The organism is Micromonospora eburnea, from assembly GCF_900090225.1.
Classification (GTDB): domain Bacteria; phylum Actinomycetota; class Actinomycetes; order Mycobacteriales; family Micromonosporaceae; genus Micromonospora; species Micromonospora eburnea.
Genome location: NZ_FMHY01000002.1, coordinates 6,992,952 through 7,014,847, shown reverse-complemented (window position 1 = coordinate 7,014,847; position 21,896 = coordinate 6,992,952). Strand labels below are relative to the sequence as shown.

At 73.7% G+C, this 21,896-nt stretch carries 26 protein-coding genes; 9 read left to right on the top strand and 17 right to left on the bottom strand.

The window, feature by feature from the left end; all coding sequences use genetic code 11:
* Positions 1 to 51 precede the first annotated feature (51 nt).
* Genes GA0070604_RS30845 through GA0070604_RS30830 form a run of 4 tightly spaced genes read right to left on the bottom strand, consistent with a single transcriptional unit; the run spans position 52 to position 3,532 of the window.
* On the bottom strand, positions 52 to 1,335 hold the full coding sequence (locus tag GA0070604_RS30845) for a metallophosphoesterase (RefSeq protein ID WP_091126589.1): 1,284 nt from the start codon (positions 1,333 to 1,335) through the stop codon (positions 52 to 54).
* A gap of 20 nt (positions 1,336 to 1,355) precedes the next feature.
* Positions 1,356 to 1,601 carry a MoaD/ThiS family protein gene (locus tag GA0070604_RS30840; RefSeq protein WP_091126587.1) on the bottom strand — a complete coding sequence of 82 codons (246 nt, stop codon included), beginning with the start codon at positions 1,599 to 1,601 and terminating at the stop codon, positions 1,356 to 1,358.
* A 3-nt stretch (positions 1,602 to 1,604) separates the two neighbouring features.
* Entirely contained in the window at positions 1,605 to 2,621 is a 1,017-nt protein-coding gene (gene moaA / locus GA0070604_RS30835) for a GTP 3',8-cyclase MoaA (protein ID WP_091126584.1), read from the bottom strand.
* Positions 2,618 to 3,532, bottom strand: a complete 915-nt coding sequence (locus GA0070604_RS30830; RefSeq protein ID WP_091126581.1) for a fructosamine kinase family protein — start codon at positions 3,530 to 3,532, stop codon at positions 2,618 to 2,620. The genes moaA and GA0070604_RS30830 overlap by 4 nt, the downstream gene beginning before the upstream one ends.
* Positions 3,533 to 3,694: 162 nt before the next feature.
* Here GA0070604_RS30830 and GA0070604_RS30825 point away from each other — a divergent pair, with 162 nt between their 5' ends.
* Positions 3,695 to 4,738, top strand: coding sequence for a DUF4192 domain-containing protein (locus GA0070604_RS30825; RefSeq protein WP_091126578.1), 1,044 nt, complete (start codon positions 3,695 to 3,697; stop codon positions 4,736 to 4,738).
* Between the two features lie 76 nt (positions 4,739 to 4,814).
* On the opposite strand, the gene GA0070604_RS30820 is transcribed toward GA0070604_RS30825, so the two are convergent.
* The 3 genes from GA0070604_RS30820 to fdhD all read right to left on the bottom strand — a co-directional run bounded on the left by GA0070604_RS30820 (position 4,815) and on the right by fdhD (position 7,634).
* Positions 4,815 to 5,990 carry a CU044_5270 family protein gene (locus GA0070604_RS30820; protein WP_141721415.1) on the bottom strand — a complete coding sequence of 392 codons (1,176 nt, stop codon included), beginning with the start codon at positions 5,988 to 5,990 and terminating at the stop codon, positions 4,815 to 4,817.
* Positions 5,987 to 6,532: an RNA polymerase sigma factor gene (locus tag GA0070604_RS30815; RefSeq protein WP_244162131.1), complete on the bottom strand. Its 546-nt coding sequence runs from the start codon at positions 6,530 to 6,532 to the stop codon at positions 5,987 to 5,989. The genes GA0070604_RS30820 and GA0070604_RS30815 overlap by 4 nt, the downstream gene beginning before the upstream one ends.
* 226 nt (positions 6,533 to 6,758) lie before the next feature.
* Positions 6,759 to 7,634 carry a formate dehydrogenase accessory sulfurtransferase FdhD gene (gene fdhD, locus GA0070604_RS30810; RefSeq protein ID WP_091126574.1) on the bottom strand — a complete coding sequence of 292 codons (876 nt, stop codon included), beginning with the start codon at positions 7,632 to 7,634 and terminating at the stop codon, positions 6,759 to 6,761.
* A 232-nt stretch (positions 7,635 to 7,866) separates the two neighbouring features.
* Here fdhD and mobA point away from each other — a divergent pair, with 232 nt between their 5' ends.
* From mobA to GA0070604_RS30795, 3 genes are all read left to right on the top strand, one after another.
* Positions 7,867 to 8,520, top strand: a complete 654-nt coding sequence (mobA, locus tag GA0070604_RS30805) for a molybdenum cofactor guanylyltransferase (protein ID WP_091127532.1) — start codon at positions 7,867 to 7,869, stop codon at positions 8,518 to 8,520.
* Entirely contained in the window at positions 8,517 to 8,774 is a 258-nt protein-coding gene (locus tag GA0070604_RS30800; protein ID WP_091127533.1) for a DUF6457 domain-containing protein, read from the top strand. The genes mobA and GA0070604_RS30800 overlap by 4 nt, the downstream gene beginning before the upstream one ends.
* A gap of 90 nt (positions 8,775 to 8,864) precedes the next feature.
* Complete coding sequence (locus GA0070604_RS30795; RefSeq protein ID WP_091126572.1) at positions 8,865 to 9,971, top strand: T3SS (YopN, CesT) and YbjN peptide-binding chaperone 1; 1,107 nt, start codon at positions 8,865 to 8,867, stop codon at positions 9,969 to 9,971.
* Between the two features lie 138 nt (positions 9,972 to 10,109).
* Here GA0070604_RS30795 and GA0070604_RS30790 read toward each other — a convergent pair whose 3' ends face one another.
* Both GA0070604_RS30790 and GA0070604_RS30785 read right to left on the bottom strand, forming a co-directional pair.
* Positions 10,110 to 11,066, bottom strand: coding sequence for a zinc-binding dehydrogenase (locus GA0070604_RS30790; protein ID WP_091126569.1), 957 nt, complete (start codon positions 11,064 to 11,066; stop codon positions 10,110 to 10,112).
* Positions 11,067 to 11,128: 62 nt separating this feature from the next.
* The gene (locus GA0070604_RS30785) at positions 11,129 to 11,587 is read right to left on the bottom strand and encodes an Lrp/AsnC family transcriptional regulator (RefSeq protein ID WP_091126566.1); all 459 of its coding nucleotides are present in this window, start codon (positions 11,585 to 11,587) and stop codon (positions 11,129 to 11,131) included.
* A 59-nt stretch (positions 11,588 to 11,646) separates the two neighbouring features.
* On the opposite strand from GA0070604_RS30785, the gene ddaH reads away from it, so the two are divergent.
* The gene (gene ddaH, locus GA0070604_RS30780) at positions 11,647 to 12,480 is read left to right on the top strand and encodes a dimethylargininase (RefSeq protein ID WP_208602200.1); all 834 of its coding nucleotides are present in this window, start codon (positions 11,647 to 11,649) and stop codon (positions 12,478 to 12,480) included.
* A gap of 75 nt (positions 12,481 to 12,555) precedes the next feature.
* On the opposite strand, the gene GA0070604_RS30775 is transcribed toward ddaH, so the two are convergent.
* Entirely contained in the window at positions 12,556 to 13,773 is a 1,218-nt protein-coding gene (locus tag GA0070604_RS30775; protein ID WP_091126560.1) for an ABC transporter substrate-binding protein, read from the bottom strand.
* A 48-nt stretch (positions 13,774 to 13,821) separates the two neighbouring features.
* Entirely contained in the window at positions 13,822 to 14,649 is an 828-nt protein-coding gene (locus GA0070604_RS30770; RefSeq protein ID WP_091126557.1) for an alpha/beta hydrolase family protein, read from the bottom strand.
* Positions 14,650 to 14,734: 85 nt separating this feature from the next.
* On the opposite strand from GA0070604_RS30770, the gene GA0070604_RS30765 reads away from it, so the two are divergent.
* On the top strand, positions 14,735 to 15,325 hold the full coding sequence (locus GA0070604_RS30765) for a bacterial proteasome activator family protein (RefSeq protein WP_091126555.1): 591 nt from the start codon (positions 14,735 to 14,737) through the stop codon (positions 15,323 to 15,325).
* A 119-nt stretch (positions 15,326 to 15,444) separates the two neighbouring features.
* On the opposite strand, the gene GA0070604_RS30760 is transcribed toward GA0070604_RS30765, so the two are convergent.
* The 3 genes from GA0070604_RS30760 to GA0070604_RS30750 form a co-directional block, all read right to left on the bottom strand.
* Entirely contained in the window at positions 15,445 to 16,257 is an 813-nt protein-coding gene (locus tag GA0070604_RS30760) for an HAD family hydrolase (protein WP_091126553.1), read from the bottom strand.
* The gene (locus tag GA0070604_RS30755; protein WP_091126551.1) at positions 16,257 to 17,078 is read right to left on the bottom strand and encodes an HAD family hydrolase; all 822 of its coding nucleotides are present in this window, start codon (positions 17,076 to 17,078) and stop codon (positions 16,257 to 16,259) included. Before GA0070604_RS30755 ends, GA0070604_RS30760 begins: the two co-directional genes overlap by 1 nt.
* Positions 17,079 to 17,246: 168 nt before the next feature.
* Positions 17,247 to 17,981, bottom strand: a complete 735-nt coding sequence (locus GA0070604_RS30750) for a hypothetical protein (RefSeq protein WP_091126548.1) — start codon at positions 17,979 to 17,981, stop codon at positions 17,247 to 17,249.
* A 165-nt stretch (positions 17,982 to 18,146) separates the two neighbouring features.
* Here GA0070604_RS30750 and GA0070604_RS30745 point away from each other — a divergent pair, with 165 nt between their 5' ends.
* The 3 genes from GA0070604_RS30745 (at position 18,147) to GA0070604_RS30735 (ending at position 19,857) form a co-directional block, all read left to right on the top strand.
* Positions 18,147 to 18,575 carry an OsmC family peroxiredoxin gene (locus GA0070604_RS30745; protein ID WP_091126546.1) on the top strand — a complete coding sequence of 143 codons (429 nt, stop codon included), beginning with the start codon at positions 18,147 to 18,149 and terminating at the stop codon, positions 18,573 to 18,575.
* A 114-nt stretch (positions 18,576 to 18,689) separates the two neighbouring features.
* On the top strand, positions 18,690 to 19,034 hold the full coding sequence (locus tag GA0070604_RS30740; protein ID WP_208602371.1) for a metallopeptidase family protein: 345 nt from the start codon (positions 18,690 to 18,692) through the stop codon (positions 19,032 to 19,034).
* A 100-nt stretch (positions 19,035 to 19,134) separates the two neighbouring features.
* Positions 19,135 to 19,857 carry an AIM24 family protein gene (locus tag GA0070604_RS30735; protein ID WP_091126544.1) on the top strand — a complete coding sequence of 241 codons (723 nt, stop codon included), beginning with the start codon at positions 19,135 to 19,137 and terminating at the stop codon, positions 19,855 to 19,857.
* Between the two features lie 43 nt (positions 19,858 to 19,900).
* Here GA0070604_RS30735 and pheA read toward each other — a convergent pair whose 3' ends face one another.
* From pheA to GA0070604_RS30720, 3 genes are all read right to left on the bottom strand, one after another.
* A complete protein-coding gene (gene pheA / locus GA0070604_RS30730) occupies positions 19,901 to 20,857 on the bottom strand; it encodes a prephenate dehydratase (RefSeq protein ID WP_091126541.1) in 957 nt (318 codons plus the stop codon).
* Between the two features lie 10 nt (positions 20,858 to 20,867).
* A complete protein-coding gene (locus GA0070604_RS30725; RefSeq protein ID WP_091126539.1) occupies positions 20,868 to 21,440 on the bottom strand; it encodes a hypothetical protein in 573 nt (190 codons plus the stop codon).
* A gap of 65 nt (positions 21,441 to 21,505) precedes the next feature.
* Positions 21,506 to 21,895, bottom strand: a complete 390-nt coding sequence (locus GA0070604_RS30720) for an ACT domain-containing protein (RefSeq protein WP_091127530.1) — start codon at positions 21,893 to 21,895, stop codon at positions 21,506 to 21,508.
* Between the last annotated feature and the right edge of the window lies 1 nt (position 21,896).

The window sequence follows — 21,896 nt, the reverse complement described above, 5'->3', positions numbered from 1 at the left end:
GCGTACTCGTGACCTGAGCAATCCGACCCTGGACGGGGCGGCCCGGTCGCGCTATGGGGCGCGCAACTCGACCAGGGTCACCTGAGGCGGCGCGCCGACCCGGACCGGCGGACCCCAGAAACCGGCGCCGTTGGTCACGTAGACCTTGGTGCCGTCCACCTCGCCGAGGCCGGAGACCACCGGCTGCTGGAGCCCGACCAGCAGGTTGAACGGTGCCATCTGGCCGCCGTGGGTGTGCCCGGAGAGTTGCAGGTCCACGCCGAACTTCGCCGCCTCGTGCACGGCCACCGGCTGGTGGGCCAGCAGCACCACCGGGCGGCTCGGGTCCCGGTCGCCGAGGGCGGCGGCGTAGTCGGCGGGGGCGGCCAGCCCGGTGCCGGTGGCGGAAACGTCGTTCACCCCGGCCAGGTCCAGGACGCCACCTCGGGCGTGGATCTCCTGGCGCTCGTTCTGGAGCACCCGCAGGCCGAGCCGATCCACCTCGCGGACCCACTCCTCGACGCCGGAGTAGTACTCGTGGTTGCCGGTGACGAAGAAGCTGCCGTACCGGGAGCGCAGGCCGCGCAACGGCGCCGCCGCCTCGCCCAGCTCGGCCACCGAGCCGTCGACCAGGTCGCCGACCACCGCCACCAGGTCGGCGTCGAGCCGGTTGATCATCGCCACGATCCGCTCGGTGTGCGAGCGACCGCGCAGCGGCCCGAGATGGATGTCGGAGACGGTCGCGATCCGCAGCCCGTCCATGCTGCGGGGGAGCTTGGCCAGCGGGATCCGGACCCGGTCCAGCTGCGGCGGACCCATCGCGTTGCGGATGCCGTACCCGGTGACACCGGCGGCGGTGAGCCCGGCGAAGATCGCCGTTCCCCGCGCGAGCAGCAACCGGCGGGATGGGTCGTGGTCGGCCGGCGCGGCGGCCGACGGCTCGGCGGGGTGCTCGACCGGCGGTTCGGTGGGGTGCTCAGCCGTCGTTTCGGTGGTGCAGGCGGAGTCGCCCACCCCGACGAGGGCCGGTTCCGGCGCCGCGGTGGTGGGCTCGGCGGACCGGGCCCGCCGACCAGACACCAGCTTGGCGATCGCCATCGGCACTTCCAGCACCAGCAGCACGACCAGCAGGTAGAACATCAGCGCCAGCCAGAGATAGCCCGGCCAGGCCATCCAGAACGCCCCGGCGTGGGCGCCCGCCATGGTGACCGGCACCAGCACCGCCAGCAGCAGCGCGGCGAACCCGCCGATCCGCCGCCAGCGCCCCGGGCGGGTGGTGTCCCGGACCAGCCGTTTCCACAGGTAGAGGTGGACCAGGCCGGTCACCAGCACGACGAAGCCCACGAACGCCGTCATCCCCACCACGGGAGCCTCCCTCAGCCGCCCGCGAACGGCGGCAGCACGTCAACTGTCACCCCGGCCGGCAGCGGCGTGCGACGATCGTGGCAGGCCACCCCGTCGACCAGGAAGCTGGCCGCCGTCAGCACGACGGCCAGTCTTTCGCCGTGCCGCGCGGTCAGCTCGTCGAGAAGCTCGTCGAGCGGACGACCGGCGGTCGCGGTCTCCTCGGCGCGGCCGGCGGCTGCGCGCGCACCGGCGAAGTAGCGGACGGTGAGCTGCACCGGTCAGCCTCCGATCGCCGACATCGGGCGGGCGGGTTGCAGGAACTTCGGGTCGTCGATGCCGTGCCCGGCCCGCTTGCCCCACATCGCGGTACGCCACCGCCGAGCCAGCTCGACGTCGTCCGCCCCGGCGCGCAGCGCGCCGCGCAGGTCGGACTCCTCGGTGGCGAAGAGGCAGGCGCGGACCTGGCCGTCGGCGGTGAGCCGGGTCCGGTCGCAGTCGCCGCAGAAGGGGCGGGTCACACTGGCGATCACGCCGACCCGGGTCGGCCCGCCGTCCACCAGCCAGGTCTCGGCCGGTGCCGCGCCCCGCTCGGCCGGGTCCTCGCTCAGGTCGAACTCGGCGCGTAGAGCGGCGAGAATCTCCTCGGCGGTGACCATCGTCGCGCGGTCCCAGTTGTGCTGGGCGTCCAGCGGCATCTGCTCGATGAAGCGCAGCTCGTAGCCGTGGGCCTGGGCGAACCGGAGCAGCGCGGGTGCCTCGTCGTCGTTGATCCCGCGCATGAGCACCGTGTTGATCTTGACCGGGGTCAGCCCGGCTGCCGCCGCGCCGGCCAGCCCGGCGAGCACGTCAGCCAGCCGGTCCCGCCGGGTCAGCTCGGTGAACCGGGCGTGATCCAGGGTGTCCAGCGACACGTTCACCCGGTCCAGACCGGCGGCCCGCAGGGCGGGCGCGAGCCGGGCCAGCCCGAGGCCGTTGGTGGTCAGCGAGATCCGGGGCCGGGGCGTCAGCTCGGCCACCGCCGACACGATGTCGACCAGGCCGGGCCGGATCAGCGGCTCCCCACCGGTGAAGCGGACCTCGGTGACGCCGAGCCGATGCACCGCGACCCGGACCAGCCGGACGATCTCGTCGTTCGTGAGCAGCTGCGGCTTGGCCAACCAGGGCAGCCCTTCAGCCGGCATGCAGTAGGTGCAGCGCAGGTTGCAGCGGTCGGTCAGTGAGACCCGCAGGTCCCGGGCGACGCGGCCGTACCGGTCGACGAGGACCCCGTCGGTCGTCGTCGGGGTGGCGGTCACCCGTCGACCGTAGCGCGTCGGCGACCCTGAAGCGCGGCGCGGGCCGCGGTGCCCACCGCGTCGGCGTACGCCCCGCCGAAGAGGGCCGTGTGGACCAGCAGCAGGTGGAGCTGGTGCAGCGGAATCCGGGCCGGCCAGCCGTCCGCCAGCGGCCACACCTCCTGATAGGCGGCGAGGATCAGGTCCAGGTGCGGCGCGCCGCCGAAGAGCGCGAGCTGGGCGAGATCCGTCTCGCGGTGGCCGCCGTGCGCGGCCGGATCGACCAGCCACACCCGCTCGTCCGCACCCCAGAGCAGGTTGCCCGGCCAGAGGTCGCCGTGGACCCGGGCCGGCGGCTCGTCGCCGCCGAGCTCCCCGATCCGGTCGATCACCTGCTCCACCAGCGCGGCCCGGCCGCCGGCGAGCGCGCCGTTGTCGACCGACATCCTCAGGTAAGGCAGCAGCCGCCGGCGGGCGAACCATTCCGGCCACGGTCCCGCGCCCGGCGTGTTGTCCTGCGGCAGCGCGCCGATGAACCCGGTCCACTCGGCACCGCGGGCGGGCGCACCGGCCCGGTGCAGCGCGGCCAGCTCGCGGCCGAACCGTTCGGCCGCGGCCGGCGTCGGCTCGCCGGGCTCGACCCAGTCGAGCGCCAGCAGCTCCGGCAGCGCCGCCACCACCTCCGGTACGGGCACCGCGCCCGCCTCGCGCAGCCAGCGCAGCCCGGCCGCCTCGGCCGCGAAGAAGCCCTCGGGCAGCGGGCGCCCGGCGTGCTCCGGCCAGGTCTTGGCGAATACCGAGTGCCCGTCGTCGAGGGTGAGCCGGGACGCGACGCAGATGTCCCCGCCGGAGACCGGCGTCTCCCGGATCCGCTGATGGGTCAGGAAGGTCGGCAGGTGCTCCGGGTGTGCCCGCAGGTACGCCAGGTCCATGAGCGCAAGGTAGCCGGTCCGGCCGACTCCCGGTGGGCCGTGTGTCGTCCCGACACCCGCCGTACGGCGCTCACCTGCACCAATACTCTCCGTATCTGTGGATAAGCGGCGTGTCGTCCACAGGGTCTGTCGAGCCGGCGGCCCGCCGCGCACGCTGCCCGCATGACTCCGACCGACCACCCCCGGCTCGCCGTCCGTTCCCCCGCCGACCTCATCGCCGCGGTGCCGTACCTGCTCGGCTTCCATCCCACCGAGAGCGTGGTCGTGGTGGCGCTGCGCGGCCGCCGGGTTGTCTTCGCCGCCCGGGGCGACCTGCCCGAGCCGGGTGCCGACCCGCGACCCGCTGCCTGGCATCTCGCGCAGGTCGTCGCCCGGCAGAGCACCGAGTCCGCCACCGTGATCGGCTTCGGTGCGGCCGCCCGGGTGACCGGAGCGGTCGAGGCGGTCGGCGCGGCCCTGGACGAGGCCGGTCTGCTCGTCCTCGACGCGCTGCGGGTGACCGATGGGCGTTGGTGGTCCTACCTCTGCGCCGACCCCGGTTGCTGCCCGCCCGACGGCACCCCGTACGACCCGAAGGCCAGCGAGGTCAGCGCGACGGCGGTTTTCGCCGGTCAGGTCGCCCTGCCCGACCGGGCCGCGCTGACCGCGCAGGTGTCCCCGCTCGACGGGCCGATCCGGGTCGCCATGCGCCGGGCCACCATCCGGGCCCGTCGCCGGCTGGCCGAGCTGACCGAGGACGCGGCCGAGACCGCGCTGGTCGGCGGCCGGTCCGTCCGCTCGGCCGGGGTGGCGGCCCTGCGTGGCGCGTTCCGTCGGCAGCGGCGCGGCGAGCGGCTGGGCGACGACGAGGTGGCCTGGCTGACCGTGCTCCTCACCCACCTCCCGGTACGCGACCACGCCTGGGAGCGGACCGATGGGCGGGACACCGACATCAGCCTCTGGACGGACGTGCTGCGCCGGGCCGAGCCGGAGCTGATCGCCGCCCCGGGCAGCCTGCTCGCCTTCGCGGCCTGGCGTGCCGGCTACGGTGCCCTGGCGGCGGTGGCCCTGGAACGGGTGCTCACCGCCCACCCCGACTATTCACTCGCGCTGCTCCTGGACGACGTGCTCCGGCGTGGGCTGCCCCCGTCCGAACTGGACGGCTGGCCCGCGGTCGCCTCCCGCGAGGTCGTCCGTCGCAGGCGGAGCCGTCGTGGCGCCCGTTGACCCGCCGTCACGGCGCCGAGACGGGTGTGCGGTGCGGACACCGAGGCGTCCGCACCGCACACCGGGGAGAGGGCGGTTACTTCTGCGGGGCCGGCGGGCTGTCGTTGGTGAAGCCGGCGCTCACCACGAGGGTGTAGCTCTGCAGCGCCCCGGTGGCCTTCGGAGCCCGGCCGGCGCCCAGGTCCCAGGACTCGCTGGCGAGTGCCTGGCCGGTGCGCGGGTCGATGATCAGCCGGGTCTGGCCCCAGTGGCCGCCGTCGCCCTTCCGGGCGAACCCGACCGCCACGCCCGCACGTCCCCGCTGGTCGGTGGCCTCACCGAGCGACGTCACCCCGGGCAGGTCGGCGAGCATCCGGTACGCGGCCGCCCGCACCTGCGGCGACACCGGCAGGTCGACGACGAGATCCTGGGCGCTCCAGCAGAGGGCGTCGTTGCTGGCCTTCTGCACCTCGCTGGCCTTCAGCCGGTTGAGCAGCCACGCCTTCAGCGCGGCCGGCTCGGTTGGCACCGCGGCCAGTTCTGCCCGCGAGATGGGGCCACCGGCGAGGAAGTAGGGCACGTTGCCGCCCGTCGCATCCGGCGGCATCGGCCTGGCGGCGTCCCACCGGATGGTCTCCGGTCCGGGCGTGCCGCGGATGATGATCGGCTCGGCGTCGGGGATGTCCTTGGGTGCGGGCTCCACCCACTGCGTCGGTGCGCCGTCGGCCTGCCAAGCGGCCCGGTCCGCAGCGGTGAACGGCACGGCACCGAGGTCGCGGACGAAGGCCACACTCCGGGCGCTCGGCGATATCCCGTCCCACACCCGCATGCCCTGCCGCTGCACGATCTGGTAGCGCCGATTCGTGGGGCCAACCTCGCGTACTGTCCCGTGTTCCTGGTCGCTGAACCAGTAGCGACCACCGCTGGTGGGACCAGCCCCGCTCCGCTCGGCCGCGACCAGGAGCACGTCCCGGGCGGTTCGCGGGGCCGAGGCGGTGGCGTCGGCCGTCCGGCCGCCCGCGCCGGACGTGCCCGCCGGTCCGGTCCCGCCCGCGCCGATCGTGAGGAAGACCGCCCCGGCCGCCGCCAGGGCCATGGTCGGCAGCACGCCCGCCAGGACCAGCCGGCGGGCCGGCCGGCGTGCGGCCGGCGTGCCGGTCGGCTGCGGGTGCGCCGTGATCGCGTACGGGTCGGGGCGGCTGTCCAGGTCAGGGTCGAGTCGGGCGGGGCGGGCGTCGGCCAGCGCCTTCATGACATCTCTACGGGGACTCACTTGCTGTACTCCTCGACAGGTTGGGCGATCGGGGAACGACGGACGACCTGGACCGGCCCGGCCAGGGCCGCTTGCAGCCGCTTCCTGGCCCGGTGCAGCCGTACGAAGAAGGTGGCCGTCGAGCAGCCGACGACCCGAGCGGCGGCCCGGGCCGAGAGGTTGTGCCAGGCCACCAGGGTCAGCAGCTCCCGGTCTTCGTCGGCGAGCCGGGCGAGCGCGGCGAGCACCGCTGCCCGCTCGGTCACCCCGTCCGCGACGTCCGCCGCCGACTCGTCGGCCCAGGCGCGCAACTCGGCCGTCAGGCTGGCCTGCCGCACCTCGTCGCGGTAGCGCTCCCGCAGCACGTTGCGGGCCACCCCGAGCAGCCACGGCAACGGCGACGCCGGCACCGTGGGCAGCTTGCGCCACGCCACGAGGAAGGTGTCGCTGACCACGTCGTCGGCGAGTTGGCGTCCGACTCGGCTCACCGCGTACGCGTACACCTGCGCGTGGTGCGCGTCGTATATCGCCGTGAACCGTCGGCTCGCGTCGGCTTCTGTCACTGGCTCCTGCTCCTTGGAACGCGGGAAGGTACGCCGTCACCAGGAAGTGCGCGCAGGGGCCGGATTCTTACCGCTGAGAAAGGCGTCGACCCCCGGTAGGCATGCGACAAGCACGTGGCGGCCGACGTTCAGGCAAGGGAGTTGGAGCTGGCTGGCTCGCTGATGACATTCGTGCCGGGGCCCAATGACACGGCCGGCCGGTCCCGATCAGCGAGGGGGACCTGAGCTAGGCCGTCCGCACGGCCTCCTCGGAGACGATCCGGTGTGCGCCCGCGTAGACGTTCATCGTCTGGCCGCGCAGGAAGCCGACCAGGGTCATGCCGGCCTCCTCGGCCAGGTCCGTGGCGAGGCTGCTGGGCGCGGAGACCGCCGCCAGCAGCGGCACCCCCGCCATCCACGCCTTCTGGGTCAGCTCGAAGCTGGCCCGGCCGGAGACCAGCAGCACGTGCCCGGCGAGCGGCAGCCGGTGTTCCCGCACCGCCCAGCCGATGACCTTGTCCACCGCGTTGTGCCGGCCGACGTCCTCGCGCAGCACCAGCAGCTCGCCTCCGGCCGTGAACAGGCCGGCGGCGTGCAGGCCACCGGTCCGGTCGAAGGCGCGCTGGGCCGCGCGTAGCCGGTCCGGCAGGGCGGCCAGCGTCGCCGTGGTCACGGCGAGGGTGTCGTCCCGTACGGCGAACCGCGACCGGGTGCGTACGGCGTCGATGCTCGCCTTGCCGCAGACCCCGCACGAGCTGGTGGTGTAGAAGTTGCGGGCCGGATCGGTGGTGGGCTCCGGCACGCCCGGGGCCAGCACCACGTCGACCACGTTGTAGGTGTTCGGCGTCTCCGCGCCGGCGCAGAGCTGCGCGGTGTGCACATCCTCAGCCGACCGGATCAGCCCCTCGGTGAGCAGGAACCCGATCGCCAGGTCCAGGTCGTCGCCCGGGGTACGCATGGTGACCGCCAGCGGCTTCCGTCGACCCGGGCCCGCCGGGCCGACCCGGATCTCCAGCGGCTCCTCCACCGCCAGGGTGTCCTGCCGCCGTACCCGGGCGCGCCCGTCGGCCGCCGCGTCGAGGTCGATCCGGAGCACGCTACGCCGGTCAGTCGCCCGTCCCATCCCGCCATCCTGCCCTGCGCCGCCGGCCGCCCGCACAGTGACGCCCGCCCGGGGCCTGGTGTAACCCGCACGGCTTGCGGCATCTTGGCCCTTCAACCGGCGCGGAGACACCAACTTGCCGCAAGTGGAGTGGATCTTGCGACCCCGCGCCGGCCACGCCGCCCGCGCCGGCCGCACCGGCCGGACCCGCGAGGGCTGGCGGGTGGCGGCGGCCCGGCGCGGATACCGTGGCCTGGTGACGTACGCGGCGGTGGTGCTCTCGGGTGGTGCGGCCCGGCGGATGGGTGGAGTGGACAAGCCAGGTCGCGCGGTCGGTGGTCGGCCGATGCTGCACCGGGTGTTGGCCGCGGTCGCCGACGCCACCCCACGGATCGTGGTCGGCCCGGCCGGTCCGGTCCCCGACGGCGTACGGGTGACCCGCGAGGAACCGCCCGGGGGCGGCCCGGTCGCCGCCACCGCGGCCGGCCTGGCGCTGCTCGACCCGGACACGACCACCGTCGCCCTGCTCGCCGGGGACCTGCCGCTGCTCACCCCGGCGGCGGTGGCCGACCTCCGGCGCGCGCTCGGGGGGCCGGGCGGCGGCCCGGCGAGCGGTCGGCACCGGCCGGCCGACGGTGCGGCGCGACTCGCCGCCGACGTCGCCTGCTACGTCGACGGGGACGGTCGCCGGCAGCAGCTCTGCGGAGTGTGGCGGGTCGCCGCACTGCGGGCCGCCGTCGACCGGCTGGCCGCCGAGCGGGGCGGCACGGTCGACGGGGCTCCGGTGCGTGGGCTGCTGGCCGGGGCGGACGTACGGGAGGTGTCCTGGTCCGGCTCGGGGCCGCCGCCCTGGTTCGACTGCGACACTGACGAGGACGTACGCCGGGCCGAGGAGTGGACACGATGACGGTGATGGACGACTGGGTCACGGCGGCCTGCGCCGAGCTGGGGCTCGACCCGGGTGAGGTGTCGGTGCCGGTCGTGCTCGACCTGGCCCGGGACGTCGCCCACCAGGTGCTACGTCCGGGTGCGCCGGTCACCGCGTACCTGTTGGGGGTGGCCGTGGGGCGGGGGGCCGACCCGGCCGCGGCGGCCGCCCGGCTCAGTGAGCTGGCCGGCACCTGGCCGGTCGAGCTGGGCGGGACCGCGCCGGCCGAGTAGCCCGTTTCCGGGCCGGTGTCCGATCCCGGTCCGGCGTGATTCGGTCTCCACCGTCCGTGGGTAGGGTGGCGATGACGGACGGAGACGATCATGACGGCAGACCACCCCTCGGCGCCGGCCGACGAGCCCGCCGGCCCGGCTTCGGAGCAGTACGAGTCGATCCTGCTCGACGAGCCGACCACGGCCGACCTCCGGGCCAAGGTGACCGAGGCCTGGCGGGAGTTCGCCCGTGCGCTGGCCGACCGGCTTCGCGCCCTGCCCGAGGGCACGCACCTGGAACTGACCCTCGACCCCACCGCCTCCGGCACCGGGGACGCCGTCTATTCGATCAGTGTGGACGTCGGCGGGGAGGGCCGGCTGTCGGCGCGGGCCGTCGGCAACGCCACGCTGCCACCGGGCTACCGGCTGGACCGGGCCGCCGTGGCCGACATGATCGCGCTCGGCTGGTCCCCGCCCGGCGTGGTGGAGGGTTCCGGCGAGCAGTTCGGCCTGGACTGCGCCGCCGGGGAGGCGACCCGGCTGGCCGCGGTGCTGTCCCGGACTCTGCGGGACGTCTACGGCGCCCCGCATCCCGCCTTCCTGGTCTATCTGGTGCAGGACACCGAGGGAGAGCCGCTGCCGGTGGAGCCGCTCGGCACCGCCCGCAGCGAGTTCGGCCCGGACCGGGAGGTGGCGGCCGACCTCGATGAGGCGCTGGCCACCGCCGCGACCGCCCAGACCGGTGACAGCGACGTGCTCGCGCTGGAGGAGCGGGTGCGTACGGTCGTCTCCACGATGCTGCGCTCCAAGTCCGACCAGTTGCAGGTCGACTCGGACGGGGACATCAACATCCGCGCCGGCTCGGCGATGGTCTTCGTCCGGGTACGCGACAACCCGCCCCTGGTCGATGTCTTCTCCCCGGTGCTCACCGAGGTCGAGCCGACGGAGCGGCTCTACGTCAAGCTCTCCGAGCTGACGAACCGGATGCCGATCGGCCGCCTCTACTGCGCGGACGACACGGTCTGGGCCTCGATCCCGGTCTTCGGCCGTAACTTCCAGCCGACCCACCTGATGCTCGCCGTGCAGGTGATGACCGGGCTGGCCGACGAGTTGGACGACCGGCTGCACGGCGAGTTCGGCGGCAAGCGCTTCTTCGGCGAGGGCGACAAGGCCTCCCCCCGCGAGCAACCGGAACACCGCACCGGCATGTATCTCTGACCACCCGGTCGCTGAAGCGACAACTTCGGGGAAAGTGCGGCCTCCAGACATGAAGTGGCCACCCTTTCCCCGAAGTTGCGCGGTGCTCGGGGGCGGAACTCGGGGCGGAACTCGCGGCGGGTCGCGTGCGGTAGCGGGCTACGGGAGGTCGAGGAGGGTCTTGCCGACTGTGGCGCGGGACTCGATGGCGGCGTGCGCGTCGGCGGCCCGGTCCAGCGGAAAGCGCTGCCCGATCAACGGGCGTAGCCGCCCGGCCGCCGCCTCGGCGAGCGCCCGCTCGGTGAACGCCCGCAGTTCGGCCGGCGCGGCGGACGGCCGGAGCAGGGCCACCTCGCGCTCCGCGGCGAGGCCGGTGGGCAGGTCGGCCCAGGCACCGCTGGCCAGCCCGAAGCTGAGCATCCGCCCGCCCGGGGCGAGCAGGTCGAAGGCGTCGCGGGCGAGCTGGCCGCCCACCCCGTCGAAGACCACGTCCACCCCGCCGGTGGCCGCGCGTACCCGGTCGGGCCAGTCCGGCTGTCGGTAGTCCACCACCGTGTCGAGACCACGGTCGCGGAGCAGGGCCACCTTCCGAGCGCCTCCGGCGGCGGCCACGACCCGCGCGCCCGCGGCCTCGGCGAGCTGCGTCAGCAGGCTGCCCACCCCGCCCGCCGCCGCCTCGACCAGCACCCGCTCGCCACGGCGCAGCCGGGCCGCGTGCACCAGCATGACGGCCGTACGACCATCGGCGAGCAGCGCCACGGCCTGGTCCAGCGGCAGCCCGGTTGGCACCTCGTACGGCGCGTCCCGGTCCACCGCCACGCGCTCGGCGTAGCCGCCGGAGCCGCCCGTGCCGCTCACCACCCGCCTTCCCACGAGCGCCGGGTCGACGCCGGCGCCGACCTCGGTGATCACCCCGCCGACGCCGTTGCCCGGGATCAGCGGCGGCGAGCCGGTGAACGGCCCGAACCCGGTAGACCGGAACATGGTCTCCACGAAGGTGATGTTGGCGTGCGCGACCTCGATCAGCACCTGACCCGGCCCGGGCACCGGATCGGGCGCTGGCCCCGGCACCAGCACCTCCGGACCGCCGAACTCCCGTAACCACACCGCGCGCATACCCGCCCCTTCCGACAGCCGGCTACCAGCCAACAACCTCAACGGGGGTTGAGGTCAACGGGTCAGGAGCCGGAGGGGCCGACGCCGGGGGACTCGACCAGCCGGGAGAGGACGATGGTGCTGCGCGACGAGGTGACGAAGGATTCCGCCCGCAGCCGCTCCAGCGCCTCCTCCAGGTGGGCGATGTCGGCGGCCCGCAGGTGCACCAGCGCGTCCGCCTCCCCGGAGACGGTGTACGCGCCGACCACCTCGGGGTGCCGGCGGGCGGCGGCCCCGATCTGCGCCGGGGTGGTCCGGCCGGCGCAGAACAGTTCGACGAACGCCTCCGTGGTCCAACCGACGGCGGCCGGGTCGACGACCGCGGTGAAGCCCCGGATGACCCCTGCGGATCGGAGTCGGTCGACGCGCCGCTTGACCGCCGGGGCGGAGAGTGACACCCGGGCGCCGATGTCCGCGTATGAGGCACGGGCATCTGCGACAAGCAACGCAATGATTCGCTGGTCGACTGCGTCTATCTGCAACGTTCCGCCTCTGGGAAGCAATGGTTGTGGCTGTTACCAAAGTTGGAGCGTACCTACTCTTGGTGACCGTGAACCAGCAGCGAGTCCCGCGAAAGCGGACATATCTCATGTGCTCGCCCGAGCACTTCGCGGTCGAGTACGCGATCAACCCGTGGATGGACGTGACCACGCCGGTCGACGCGGAACTGGCGGTCAAGCAGTGGGACCGCCTCCGGGAGACCCTCGTCGGCCTCGGCCACGAGGTGCATCTGCTCGCGCCCGAGCGTGGCCTGCCGGACATGGTCTTCGCGGCCAACGGCGCCTTCGTGGTGGACGGCACGGTTTACGGCGCCCAGTTCAAGCACGAGCAGCGGACCGCGGAGGCTGCCGCACACCGGGCGTTCTACGAGAAGAACGGCTGGCGGTTCATCGCGCCGAGCGAGACGAACGAGGGCGAGGGCGACTTCGCCTACCTGCCGGACGCGCACGGCGGCCTGATCCTCGCCGGGCACGGCTTCCGTACCGAGCTGGCGGCGCACGCCGAGGCCCAGGAGGCGCTGGGCCGGCCGGTGGTCTCGCTGCACCTGGTCGACCCGCGCTTCTACCACCTGGACGTGGCGCTTGCCTCGATCGACGACGAGAACATCGTCTACTACCCGGGTGCCTTCTCGGCGGCCAGCCAGAAGGTCCTCGCCCAGCTCTTCCCGGACGCGGTGCTCGCCGACGACTCCGACGCCCTGGCCTTCGGCCTGAACCTGGTCAGCGACGGGCGCAACGTCGTACTGAACAGCGAGGCGACCCGGCTGGCCGGCAGGCTCAAGGCGGCCGGGTACACCCCCGTCCCGGTCGAGCTGGCCGAGCTGAAGAAGGGCGGCGGCAGCGTCAAGTGCTGCATCGCCGAGCTGCGCCACTGACGCGCGTCCCGCGCCGAGTGCGGAAACGGGCGGCCTCCGGCGGGGAGGCCGCCCGTTCGGCGTACGCGGGGAGAGTCAGCCGAGCGTGGCCAGTTCGGTCACCGCTACGTTCGACAGCATCCGGCCGTCGAGCTGGACCCGTCGCAGGTACCACTTCTGCTGCGGGGTACGCGGCTGGTTGAACTGCCAGGCCCCACGCGGGCTGTCGATCTGCCCGATCTTGCCGAGCGCCAGGTTGACCTGCTGCGGGTTCGGTTCCGCACCGGCCAGCCGGATCGCCTTGTCCAGCACCTGCGCGGCGTCGTACGAGGCCATCGCGTAGGTGGTCGGGGGGGCGTTGTGCGTCTTCCGGTACGCCGAGGCGAAGACCCGGTTGGCGCTGTTGTTGAGGTCGGCCGAGTAGTTCAGCGCGGTCTCGATGCCGTACCGCTCGATCTGCGCCCGCAGCTCGCCCCCCTCCCCGTCGTCGAGCTGGCCCAGCACGGTGCCCTCGGTGAGGAAGCCGGGCGCGTAGATCGGGCCCTTGTAACCCTCGTCGTAGAGCTGCTTGATGAAGCTCACCGCGGCAGCGCCGGTGTAGTGGCAGAAGACCGCGTCCGGCTTCCCGCGCAGCGCCTTGTGGATCGCGGAGGAGTACGTGCCCTTGCCCGGGTTGGGCAGGTCGGGGGTGTAGACCGGATCCTCGATCCGGCGGCCGCCCTGCTCGTAGCCGCGACGCAGGCCCGCGATGACGTCGAGGCTGCTCGTGCCCTGCGGAGCGAAGACGGCGATCTTGCTGGCCGGGTCGTTCAGCGTCTGGCGCAGGTACTGCCCGAGCGCCAGCCCCGGCTCGTTGAGCACGTACGACGTGCGCCAGATGTAGACGACGCTCTGCAGGCTGACCGGGGAGGCGTTGGAGCCGATCAGCGGAACCCGCGCCTGCTCGACGGCGGCCCGGATGCCGGACATGACGGTGGAGCTGACCACGCCGGTGAGCGCCAGCACGCCCTCCTTCAGGAGCCGGTCGACGGCGGCCCGGCCGGTCTTGGCGCTGTCGCCCTCCTCGGCCGTGATCAGGGTGACCGGGTGACCGCCGAGCTGCTGGTCGTTGAGGCTGAGGAAGAGCCGGAACCCGTTGGCCATGTCGTCGCCGATGGTCTTGTTCGGGCCGCTCGCCGGCACGATGAGGCCGATCTTGATTGGGCTGCCCGGACGGTTGGTGCCCTGGGAGTCGGAGCCGCAGCCCGCCGCCAGGCCGGTGGTACCCAGTGCGGCCAACAGCTGAAGGGCCCGCCTGCGGTTCATCTGCGACACCGATTTCCTCCCAGAAAGGGCTGCCAGGGCGTACGCCCCTCCGGCGTTCTACCTGCTCGGCGTTGCTGCGTCAATGCCCGGAAGATCATCGTGCAGGGACCGCAACGCACCGACCACCTGGGGCCACGCCGCCGAGTCGGGGTCGATGAGTCCGAAGTGCTCGCACTCGGGCAGTTCGACAAGGGTGGCGGGGCTGCCGGCGGCCCGGGCCGCGGCGACCCAGGAGCGGCTCATCGCGACCGGAACCTGACGGTCGAGGGCGCCGTGCATGACCACTGTCCGTGCCCGGATCGGCACCAGTGCCGACGGGTCGGCGGCCGCGTACCGGTCGGGGACCTCGTCCGGGCCGCCGCCGAGCAGCGCGGCCACCGCGCCCTCGTCCAGGTCCAGCCGGTACGCCTCGGCCAGGTCGGCGACCGGCGCCAGCGCGAGCACGCCCCCGACGGTGGCCGGGGCGTGCGCGCCCACGTAGAGCGCCAGGTGCCCGCCCGCCGAGTGCCCGACCAGGATCGGTGGGGCGGGTGCCACCAGGCCGGGCAGCGCGGCGGCGGCCAGCCCGGGCAGCGCCGCCACCCCGGCCAGCACGTCGGTGAGGGTGGTCGGCCAGCCCCCGTCGGGCTGGCCGGTGCGCCGGTATTCGAGCTGGGCGACCGGGTGGCCGAGCGCCGCCAGCGCGGTGGCCATCGGGCCGGTGTGGGTGCGGTCGTACTCGGCTCGCCAGAAGCCGCCGTGCACCACGACCACCAGCCGCCGGGCCGGTCCGCCGCCGACCGGGCGGCGCAGGTCGGCGAGCTGCTCCGGGTGGTCGCCGTAGGCGACCGTCACGTCGGGCGGTGGGGCCGGCCGGGTCAGTACGGCGCGTGGGTCTGCGGACATGACGGGGACGGTAGCGTGCTCCGGCCGGACGGTTCGTGCCCAGGAGCCGGTCCCGGGTCGTGCGGGTGGCGGCGGCTGGGTAAAGATGGGTGTCATGACCGAAGCGCATTCCGCCGGACAGCACGACGAACAGGACAACGACGGCATCCCCGGCGCCGTGGTGGTGGTCGGGCCGGATGGCCGGCCGGTCGGCACGGTGCTGACCGAGGAGGGGCAGGGCGAGGACCCGACCCGGCTGGTGGAGCAGCCGGCCAAGGTGATGCGGATCGGCAGCATGATCAAACAGCTGCTGGAGGAGGTCAAGGCGGCCCCCCTCGACGACGCCAGCCGGCACCGGATGCGGGAGATCCACGAGCGGTCGATCGTCGAGCTGAAGGAGGGGCTCGCTCCCGAGCTGCGTGCGGAGCTGGAGCGGATCTCGCTGCCCTTCACCGAGGACAAGGCGCCCAGCGAGAGCGAGCTGCGGATCGCCCACGCGCAGCTCGTCGGCTGGCTGGAGGGGCTGTTCCACGGCATCCAGGCCGCCCTGGTCGCCCAGCAGATGGCCGCCCGGGTCCAGCTGGAGCAGATGCGTTCCGGCCGCGCCGCGCTGCCCAGCGGCCCCGGCGGGGCGGTCCCCGGAATGCCGGGCATGCCGCCGGCCAACGAGGGGCACGCCCCGGGCCAGTACCTCTGACGGCCCGGGGCGCGCCCGCGCCCCGGCCCGCGACGGCTCCGGCTCGCCACGACGACGACTTCAGTTCGGCGCGTCTGACGCCGCGCGGCGACCTGGCGCCGTCGCTGGAGCCGTCGCGCTCAGGCCACCCCGAAGATCTGCTCCAGGTACGCCGCCACACCGTCCTCGGCGTTCGACCCGGTCACCTCGTCGGCGATCTCCAGCACGGCCGGGTGCGCGTTGGCGACCGCCACCGCCCGCCCGGCCCAGGTCAGCATCGGCACGTCGTTCGGCATGTCCCCGAACGCCAGCACCTCCCGCTCGTCGATCCCGAACCGGGCGGCGTACCAGGCCAGGCCCGCCGCCTTGGTCACCCCGGCGGCGGAGATCTCCACCAGCCCGCTGTACGAGGAGTGGGTCGCCTCGGCCAGCCCCTCCAGCGCCCCGGCCACCACCCGCACGAACGCGTCCGGGTCCTGCTCGCCGGCCCGCGCCAGCAGCTTCACCGCCGGGACGGCCAGTAGTTCCTCCGGCGACTCGATGGCGCGGATCGCGTCGGTGTCGGCGTCCCAGCGCAGCGGGTAGTGCGCCTCGTGCCGCATCTGCCGGCTGTCACCGATCTCCACCGCGAAGCTCACCCCCGGCACCTGGGCCCGCAGCCGCCGGGCCACCTCGGCGAGCAGTTCGGGGGCGAGCGGGTCGGCCCGGAGCACCTCGTCGGCGACCGGGTCGTACACCACCGCCCCGTTGGCGCAGATCGCCGGCAGCGGCTCGGCGAGCTGGTCGTACACGAGCTGGAGCCAGCGGATCGGACGGCCGGTGACCAGCACGACCGGCGTGCCCGCCGCGGAGATCCGGGACAGCACCCCGGCGGTGCGCGGGCTCAGCGTCCGGTCGTCCCGGAGCAGCGTGCCGTCGATGTCGGTGGCGATCAGCCGAGGTGTCTCTCCCATCATCGGGAGAGTAGTCGGTCCAGATAGATCGCGACTCCGTCGTCGTCGTTGCGCAGGGTGATCTCGTCGGCCGCCGCGCGGACCTCCGGATGGGCGTTGGCCACGGCCACCCGCGCCCAGCCGGCCCAGCCGAACATCGGCAGGTCGTTCGGCTGGTCCCCAAAGACCAGCACCTCAGCCGGGTCGACGCCGAGCCGCTCGGCCACCACGCTGAGCCCGGTGGACTTGTCCACCCCGGGTGGGCAGATCTCGATGAAGCCCAGGCCGGCCTGGGTGAGCGTGGCCAGCTCCGGCGGGACGATCCGCCGGGCCGCCGCGAGCAGCTCGTCCACGTGATGATCGGCGGTCCGGGCGAACGCCTTGATCACATCGCCGGAGAGGCACTCCTCGCGGCTGCGTGCCTCGAACCGGTCCGGGTACGGCCAGCTCGGGTGGTAGTCGCCCCAGAGCGGCGCGTCGTGCTCGTCGGACGCCTCCACCATCACGGTCAGCGGGCCGACCACGGCCTCCAGGTCGACGAGCAGCCGGGCGAGCGCCGGTCCGGGGAGCCGCTCGTCGCGCAGCAACAGCGGTCCCGCCGGGTCGCTCTGGTCGACCACCCGTCCCCCGCCGGCCATCACCAGGAAGTCGGCGGCGCGGATGTCGTTGCGGGTCAGTTCGGTCAGGCGTGGTCCGCGGCCGGTCGCGCCGACCACCGGGATCCCCGCGGCCCGCACCCGGTCGAGCACCTGGTGGGTGAACGCCGAGACGGTCTCGTCGCTGCGGACGAGCGTGCCGTCGAGGTCGGTGGCGATCAGCTTGGGCAGGCCCGGGCGGGTCATGTTTCCTCCTTCGCCCGCCGCCGTCGCGCCAGCCGTCCAGGTCGTCGGTGCCTCGGCCCACGACCGGCGGGCCGCAACCGTATCTCGCGGAACAGGTCGCAACCATGGCTTTTCGGCGAATCGGACCCCAACCCGTGGCGGCGGCCCGGTGACCGGCCGCGCCTCGGCTCAGCGCGGCGGTTCGGGCCGGGCGAACGGCACGGTGGGCTCGACCGTCAGGTCGGCCGGGCCGGCCGGCAGCTCGTCCTCAACCGCCCGGCGCCGGCCCCAGCCCGTCCGGATACGGCCCGGCGGCGACTCCTCGGCCCCGCTGTCCGGATCGGTCAGCTCGCCGCCTTCCCGGCCGGACAGGTAGAGGGCACCCGCGATCAGCACGGTGGCCACGAACGCGGTGACCAGGCCGCGCCCATGCTCGACCCGGAACCCCTGCTCGGGCGAGAAGAAGAGGATGCGTTGACTCGAGTCGTCCAGGGAGAACGCCGTGGCGGTCAGCACGGCCAGCACCGCCGCCGCGAGGCCGAGGCCGGCCACCCGGGCGTTCTGTCGCACCGGGCCGGTGCCGCGCAGGGCGAGCGCGACCGCGCAGGCCAGGCCGAGCAGTCCCACCAGGTAGGCGACCCCGAAGCCGCCCATGTCCGTCACCCCGCTCGGCACCCGGACCGTGGCGATCTCCTCGGGGCCGGCGTTCGGGACCATCATCACCAGCCACTCACCGACCAGCGAGCCGACCGCGGCCACCGCGCCGAGGCCGGTGAGCAGCGGCGGCAGCCGGCGGTCCCGCCTCAGTCCGGCCAGCGAGCGGCCGACCCGGCCGGGCGGGGCGGGTTCCGTGTCACCCCACTCCACGACGGTCATGCCGTCGGACCGGCTGTCCTGGCTGGGAATGGGGAGATCCTGGGACATCGGCCACCCTTCCGCTCCGCGCGGGCCTGGCTCGAATCATGGCACAGCCGGCACCCGGCGACAGGGGACGGCGAGCCGGCCGGGTCGCTCGGCCACGGCTGTCGGGCTGTGTTCGGCTCGCCACGGGCGGTGCGCGAACGTCCGGTTTCGGTTAGCGTCGGTGGCATGCCTATCCGTACCGCATCCGCACGTTGGCAAGGCGATCTCACCGGCGGCACCGGCACGGTCCGCACCGGTAAGGGCGGCCTGACCGGCAACTACTCGTTCAAGTCGCGCTTCGAGGAGGGCGAGGGGACCAACCCCGAGGAGCTGATCGGCGCGGCACACGCCGGCTGCTTCTCGATGGCCCTCTCCAAGCAGCTCGCCGACGCGGGCGCGACCGACACCTCGGTGGACACCACCGCCAAGGTGCACTTCGACAAGACCGACGCGGGCATGACCGTGACCCGGATCGACCTGGAGACCGTCGGCCAGGTCCCGGGCATGGACGAGGCCCAGTTCACCAAGCTGGCCGAGGCGGCCAAGGAGGGCTGCCCCATCTCGCGGCTGCTCTCCCCGGGCGCGCAGATCACGCTGACCGCCCGTCTCGCCTGATCAACTCCTGGCCCGACCCGCGCCACGCGACCGGGTACGCCCGGGGCGGACGTCGCGCCCGAACCGGACGGCTGGTCGGGTGGCGGCGGGTCGGGGAGGATGGGCGGCGTGGCCGTGGAAATGAGCCGGGAGCGGTTCGAGGAACTCGTCGGTGAGGCTCTCGACGAGGTGCCCGAGGAGCTGCTCGGGCTGATGAGCAATGTGGTCATCCTGGTCGAGGACGACCCACCGCCGGGCGAGGACCTGCTCGGGCTCTACGAGGGGCACGCCCTCACCGAGCGGGGCTGGGACTACTCCGGCGTCCTGCCGGACCGCATCCTTATCTATCGTCGGCCGATCCTGCGGATCTGCGACACGGAGGACGACGTCGTCGACGAGGTCGCGGTGACCGTGGTGCACGAGATCGCCCACCATTTCGGCATCGACGACGAGCGGTTGCACGCCCTCGGCTGGGGCTGACCCGCCCTGCACGCGGCCGCCCCTCCGCGCGGTCGGTCCCCGGCATTGCGGGGGTCCCTTAGCCTCCTGGACAGGCGCACCCCGATGCAGGAGGAGACCCATGCGAAGCGCGCTGTTCTCCGCGGAGAACCTGGAAAAGGAGTCCCAGCAGCCGGGTATGCGGCTGCAGAACTCCAAGATGTTGAAGATCGAGCTGAACGGCGAGGCGATGGCCCGGGTCGGGTCCATGGTCGCGTACCAGGGGCAGGTGCATTTCCAGGCGCTCGGCTCCGGCGGTATCGGCAAGTATCTCAAGCAGCGGCTCACCGGCGAAGGTGTCCCGCTGATGAAGGTCAGCGGCCGCGGCGACGTCTTCCTCGCCGACTTCGCCAAGGACGTGCACATCATCGACATGGAGCCCGGTGACGCCCTGTCGATCAACGGATCGAGCGTCCTCGCCTTCGACTCCACGCTGAGCTATGAGATCAAGATGGTCAGCGGCATGGGCTTCGCCTCCTCCGGGCTGTTCAACTGCGTCTTCACCGGCCACGGCCGGATCGCCATCACCACCGACGGCGCCCCGGTGGTGCTCAACGTGGACGCCCCGACGTACGTCGACCCGCAGGCGGCTGTCTGCTGGTCGGCCAGCCTCCAGACCGGCTACCACCGGGCCGACCAGCTCGGCCTCGGCACGCTGATCGGCCGGACCACCGGTGAGGCGTTCACGATGAGCTTCGCCGGCCAGGGCTTCGTGGTGGTCCAGCCGTCCGAGGAGCGGCCGGGGCACCGCAGCGGCAACCAGCAGCAGGAACAGGGCGGCCTGCTCGGCGGCCTGCTGCAGTGACCGTCCGCGGGGCGGGGCGTCCGCCCGGGCGTCCCGCGCCGCGTCAGCTCAGCTCGCCGGCGCGCAGCCGGGCCAGCCACGCCGCCGCGTCGGCATAGTCGACATCGGAAAGACCGGCCGGAGCGGGGACCGGCCGCTCGCTCGCCGCCGGGCTCCAGCGGTGCCGGGGGTACGACCCGAGGAAGCGTACGCCGGCGCAGACCCGGCGCAGCCCCTGCAACGCCTCACCGAGGCGTACGTCGGCGACGTGCCCGGTGCAGTCCAGGAAGAAGACGTACCGGCCGAGCGCCTCGCCCGTCGGGCGGGACTCGATCCGGGTCAGGTTCACCCCGCGTACGGCCAGCTCCATGAGCACCGAGAGCAGCGCGCCCACCCGGTCGTGGGCGATGTAGATCGCCAGCGACGTGACGTCGTCGCCGGTGGGCGGCGGGGGCGGCCCGGGGCGGGACATCAGCGCGAACCGGGTCACCGCGTCCGGGTGATCAGCGATCTTGTCGGCGAGCACGGTCAGCCGGTGCCGGGTCGCGCCGATCGGGGCGCAGATGGCGGCGTCGTACTCGCCCGTCGCCGCGCCGGCGGCGGCGGCGCCGTTGGACAGGACGTCGACCACGGTCGCCTCGGGCAGGTGGTCGCGCAGCCAACCCCGGCACTGGGTGGACGCCTGCGGGTGCGCGGCCACGCTCCGCACCTCGGCCAGGGAACCGCCGGGGCGGGTCGCGAGTACGAACTCCACCGGCAGGATCACCTCTCGGGTGATCACCAGCGGATCTCCCTCGGCCAGCTCGTCGAGGGTCACCCCGACCGCGCCGCCGATCGAGTTCTCCAGCGGCACCAGGGCCGCGTCCGCCTCCCCGGCCCGTACGACGTCCAGCGCCTCGCCGACGCTGCGGGCCGGCTCCCGGCTGCCCCGTTCGGCGGCGGGGAGGGTACGCAGCGCCTGCTCGGCGAAGGTGCCCTCGGGGCCCAGGTAGACGAAGCGGGTCGGCGGTGTTCCCGGCATGCCGACCAGCCTACGCACCCGGTACGCCCCCGCAGGCCAAGGCCCGGATGCCGGGTGGGCCGGCAGCGCGTACCTCGGCGGAGCAGACGTCGGTCCCGGCGGTCACCAGCTCCAGGGTGGTCGGCTTCCCCTGGGTGACCGCCTGGAGTTCCTCGTGCCCGGCAACCGCCAGCACGGTGTACTGCCAGTCCTCGACGCAGAGCGGCCCCTGGCGGACCGTGACCCGGACGTCCCGGGGCAACACCCGCGCGCCACCGCGCAGCAACGCGATCACCCGGTCGCCGGTCGGGCCCGACCCGCAGGGCGTGGCGCTCGGGTCGGGGCTGGGGCTACGGGGCTGCGCGTCCGGCATGTCCGGAGCGGTCGGCGTCGCGCTCGGCGTCGGCGTGGACGTGGCGGTGGGGGTGACCGTCGGGCGGGCCTGTTGATTCAGCTCGGGCGGAGCGCCGCAGGCGGCGAGGGACAGCAGCGTGACCAGTGCCGCCGCGACGGCCCGTGGGGTACGCGACGCCGCCGGAGGGCTCGCCTGCCGGCGGGGGGTGGGGCAGGGTGGGGTGGGTGGCACGGTTCGTTCCTCGGGCATCGAGGGGCGTCATCTCGGCCGGTCGGCCGAGCCCATCGTAGGAGGATCACCTGATCAGGTGAAGGTCACTGGTGTACCCGGTGCCCGGCCCGCTCCAGCGCGCTCGTCGCCTCGGTGAGCCGCACCGCCGGAACCAACACGTGGTCGGTGTCGTACGTGGAGCACGCCACCACGTTCACCCGTGCCCGGTCCAGCGGGTCGACCAGCGCGGCGAGGGTGCCGGTGAGCGGCCCGTCCAGCGGGCCGACGATACGCAGGCAGCGCCACCGGGTCTCGACGACCGCCTGCTCCGGCGCCCGGCCGGTCGGGCAGATCAGGGAGATTCCGTCGGCGGTCCAGCTCACCGTCACGACGTCCCCGTCGCCCAGTTCGCTCCAGGTGCGCGACGGCAGGGTGGAGCCGGCCGGCAGGCGGCACACGGCGTACTCGCCGGGCAGCAGGGCGACATCGAGCATG

Bases quoted from the DNA above. Each gene is read 5' to 3' on its own strand.
- GA0070604_RS30845 (WP_091126589.1), bottom strand. From the start codon at position 1,335: ATGACGGCGTTCGTGGGCTTCGTCGTGCTGGTGACCGGCCTGGTCCAC.
- GA0070604_RS30830 (WP_091126581.1), bottom strand. From the start codon at position 3,532: ATGGACCTGGCGTACCTGCGGGCACACCCGGAGCACCTGCCGACCTTC.
- GA0070604_RS30825 (WP_091126578.1), top strand. From the start codon at position 3,695: ATGACTCCGACCGACCACCCCCGGCTCGCCGTCCGTTCCCCCGCCGAC.
- fdhD (WP_091126574.1), bottom strand. From the start codon at position 7,634: ATGGGACGGGCGACTGACCGGCGTAGCGTGCTCCGGATCGACCTCGAC.
- GA0070604_RS30800 (WP_091127533.1), top strand. From the start codon at position 8,517: ATGACGGTGATGGACGACTGGGTCACGGCGGCCTGCGCCGAGCTGGGG.
- GA0070604_RS30795 (WP_091126572.1), top strand. From the start codon at position 8,865: ATGACGGCAGACCACCCCTCGGCGCCGGCCGACGAGCCCGCCGGCCCG.
- GA0070604_RS30790 (WP_091126569.1), bottom strand. From the start codon at position 11,066: ATGCGCGCGGTGTGGTTACGGGAGTTCGGCGGTCCGGAGGTGCTGGTG.
- GA0070604_RS30770 (WP_091126557.1), bottom strand. From the start codon at position 14,649: ATGTCCGCAGACCCACGCGCCGTACTGACCCGGCCGGCCCCACCGCCC.
- GA0070604_RS30765 (WP_091126555.1), top strand. From the start codon at position 14,735: ATGGGTGTCATGACCGAAGCGCATTCCGCCGGACAGCACGACGAACAG.
- GA0070604_RS30760 (WP_091126553.1), bottom strand. From the start codon at position 16,257: ATGGGAGAGACACCTCGGCTGATCGCCACCGACATCGACGGCACGCTG.
- GA0070604_RS30755 (WP_091126551.1), bottom strand. From the start codon at position 17,078: ATGACCCGCCCGGGCCTGCCCAAGCTGATCGCCACCGACCTCGACGGC.
- GA0070604_RS30750 (WP_091126548.1), bottom strand. From the start codon at position 17,981: ATGTCCCAGGATCTCCCCATTCCCAGCCAGGACAGCCGGTCCGACGGC.
- GA0070604_RS30745 (WP_091126546.1), top strand. From the start codon at position 18,147: ATGCCTATCCGTACCGCATCCGCACGTTGGCAAGGCGATCTCACCGGC.
- GA0070604_RS30735 (WP_091126544.1), top strand. From the start codon at position 19,135: ATGCGAAGCGCGCTGTTCTCCGCGGAGAACCTGGAAAAGGAGTCCCAG.
- pheA (WP_091126541.1), bottom strand. From the start codon at position 20,857: ATGCCGGGAACACCGCCGACCCGCTTCGTCTACCTGGGCCCCGAGGGC.
- GA0070604_RS30725 (WP_091126539.1), bottom strand. From the start codon at position 21,440: ATGCCCGAGGAACGAACCGTGCCACCCACCCCACCCTGCCCCACCCCC.
- GA0070604_RS30720 (WP_091127530.1), bottom strand. From the start codon at position 21,895: ATGCTCGATGTCGCCCTGCTGCCCGGCGAGTACGCCGTGTGCCGCCTG.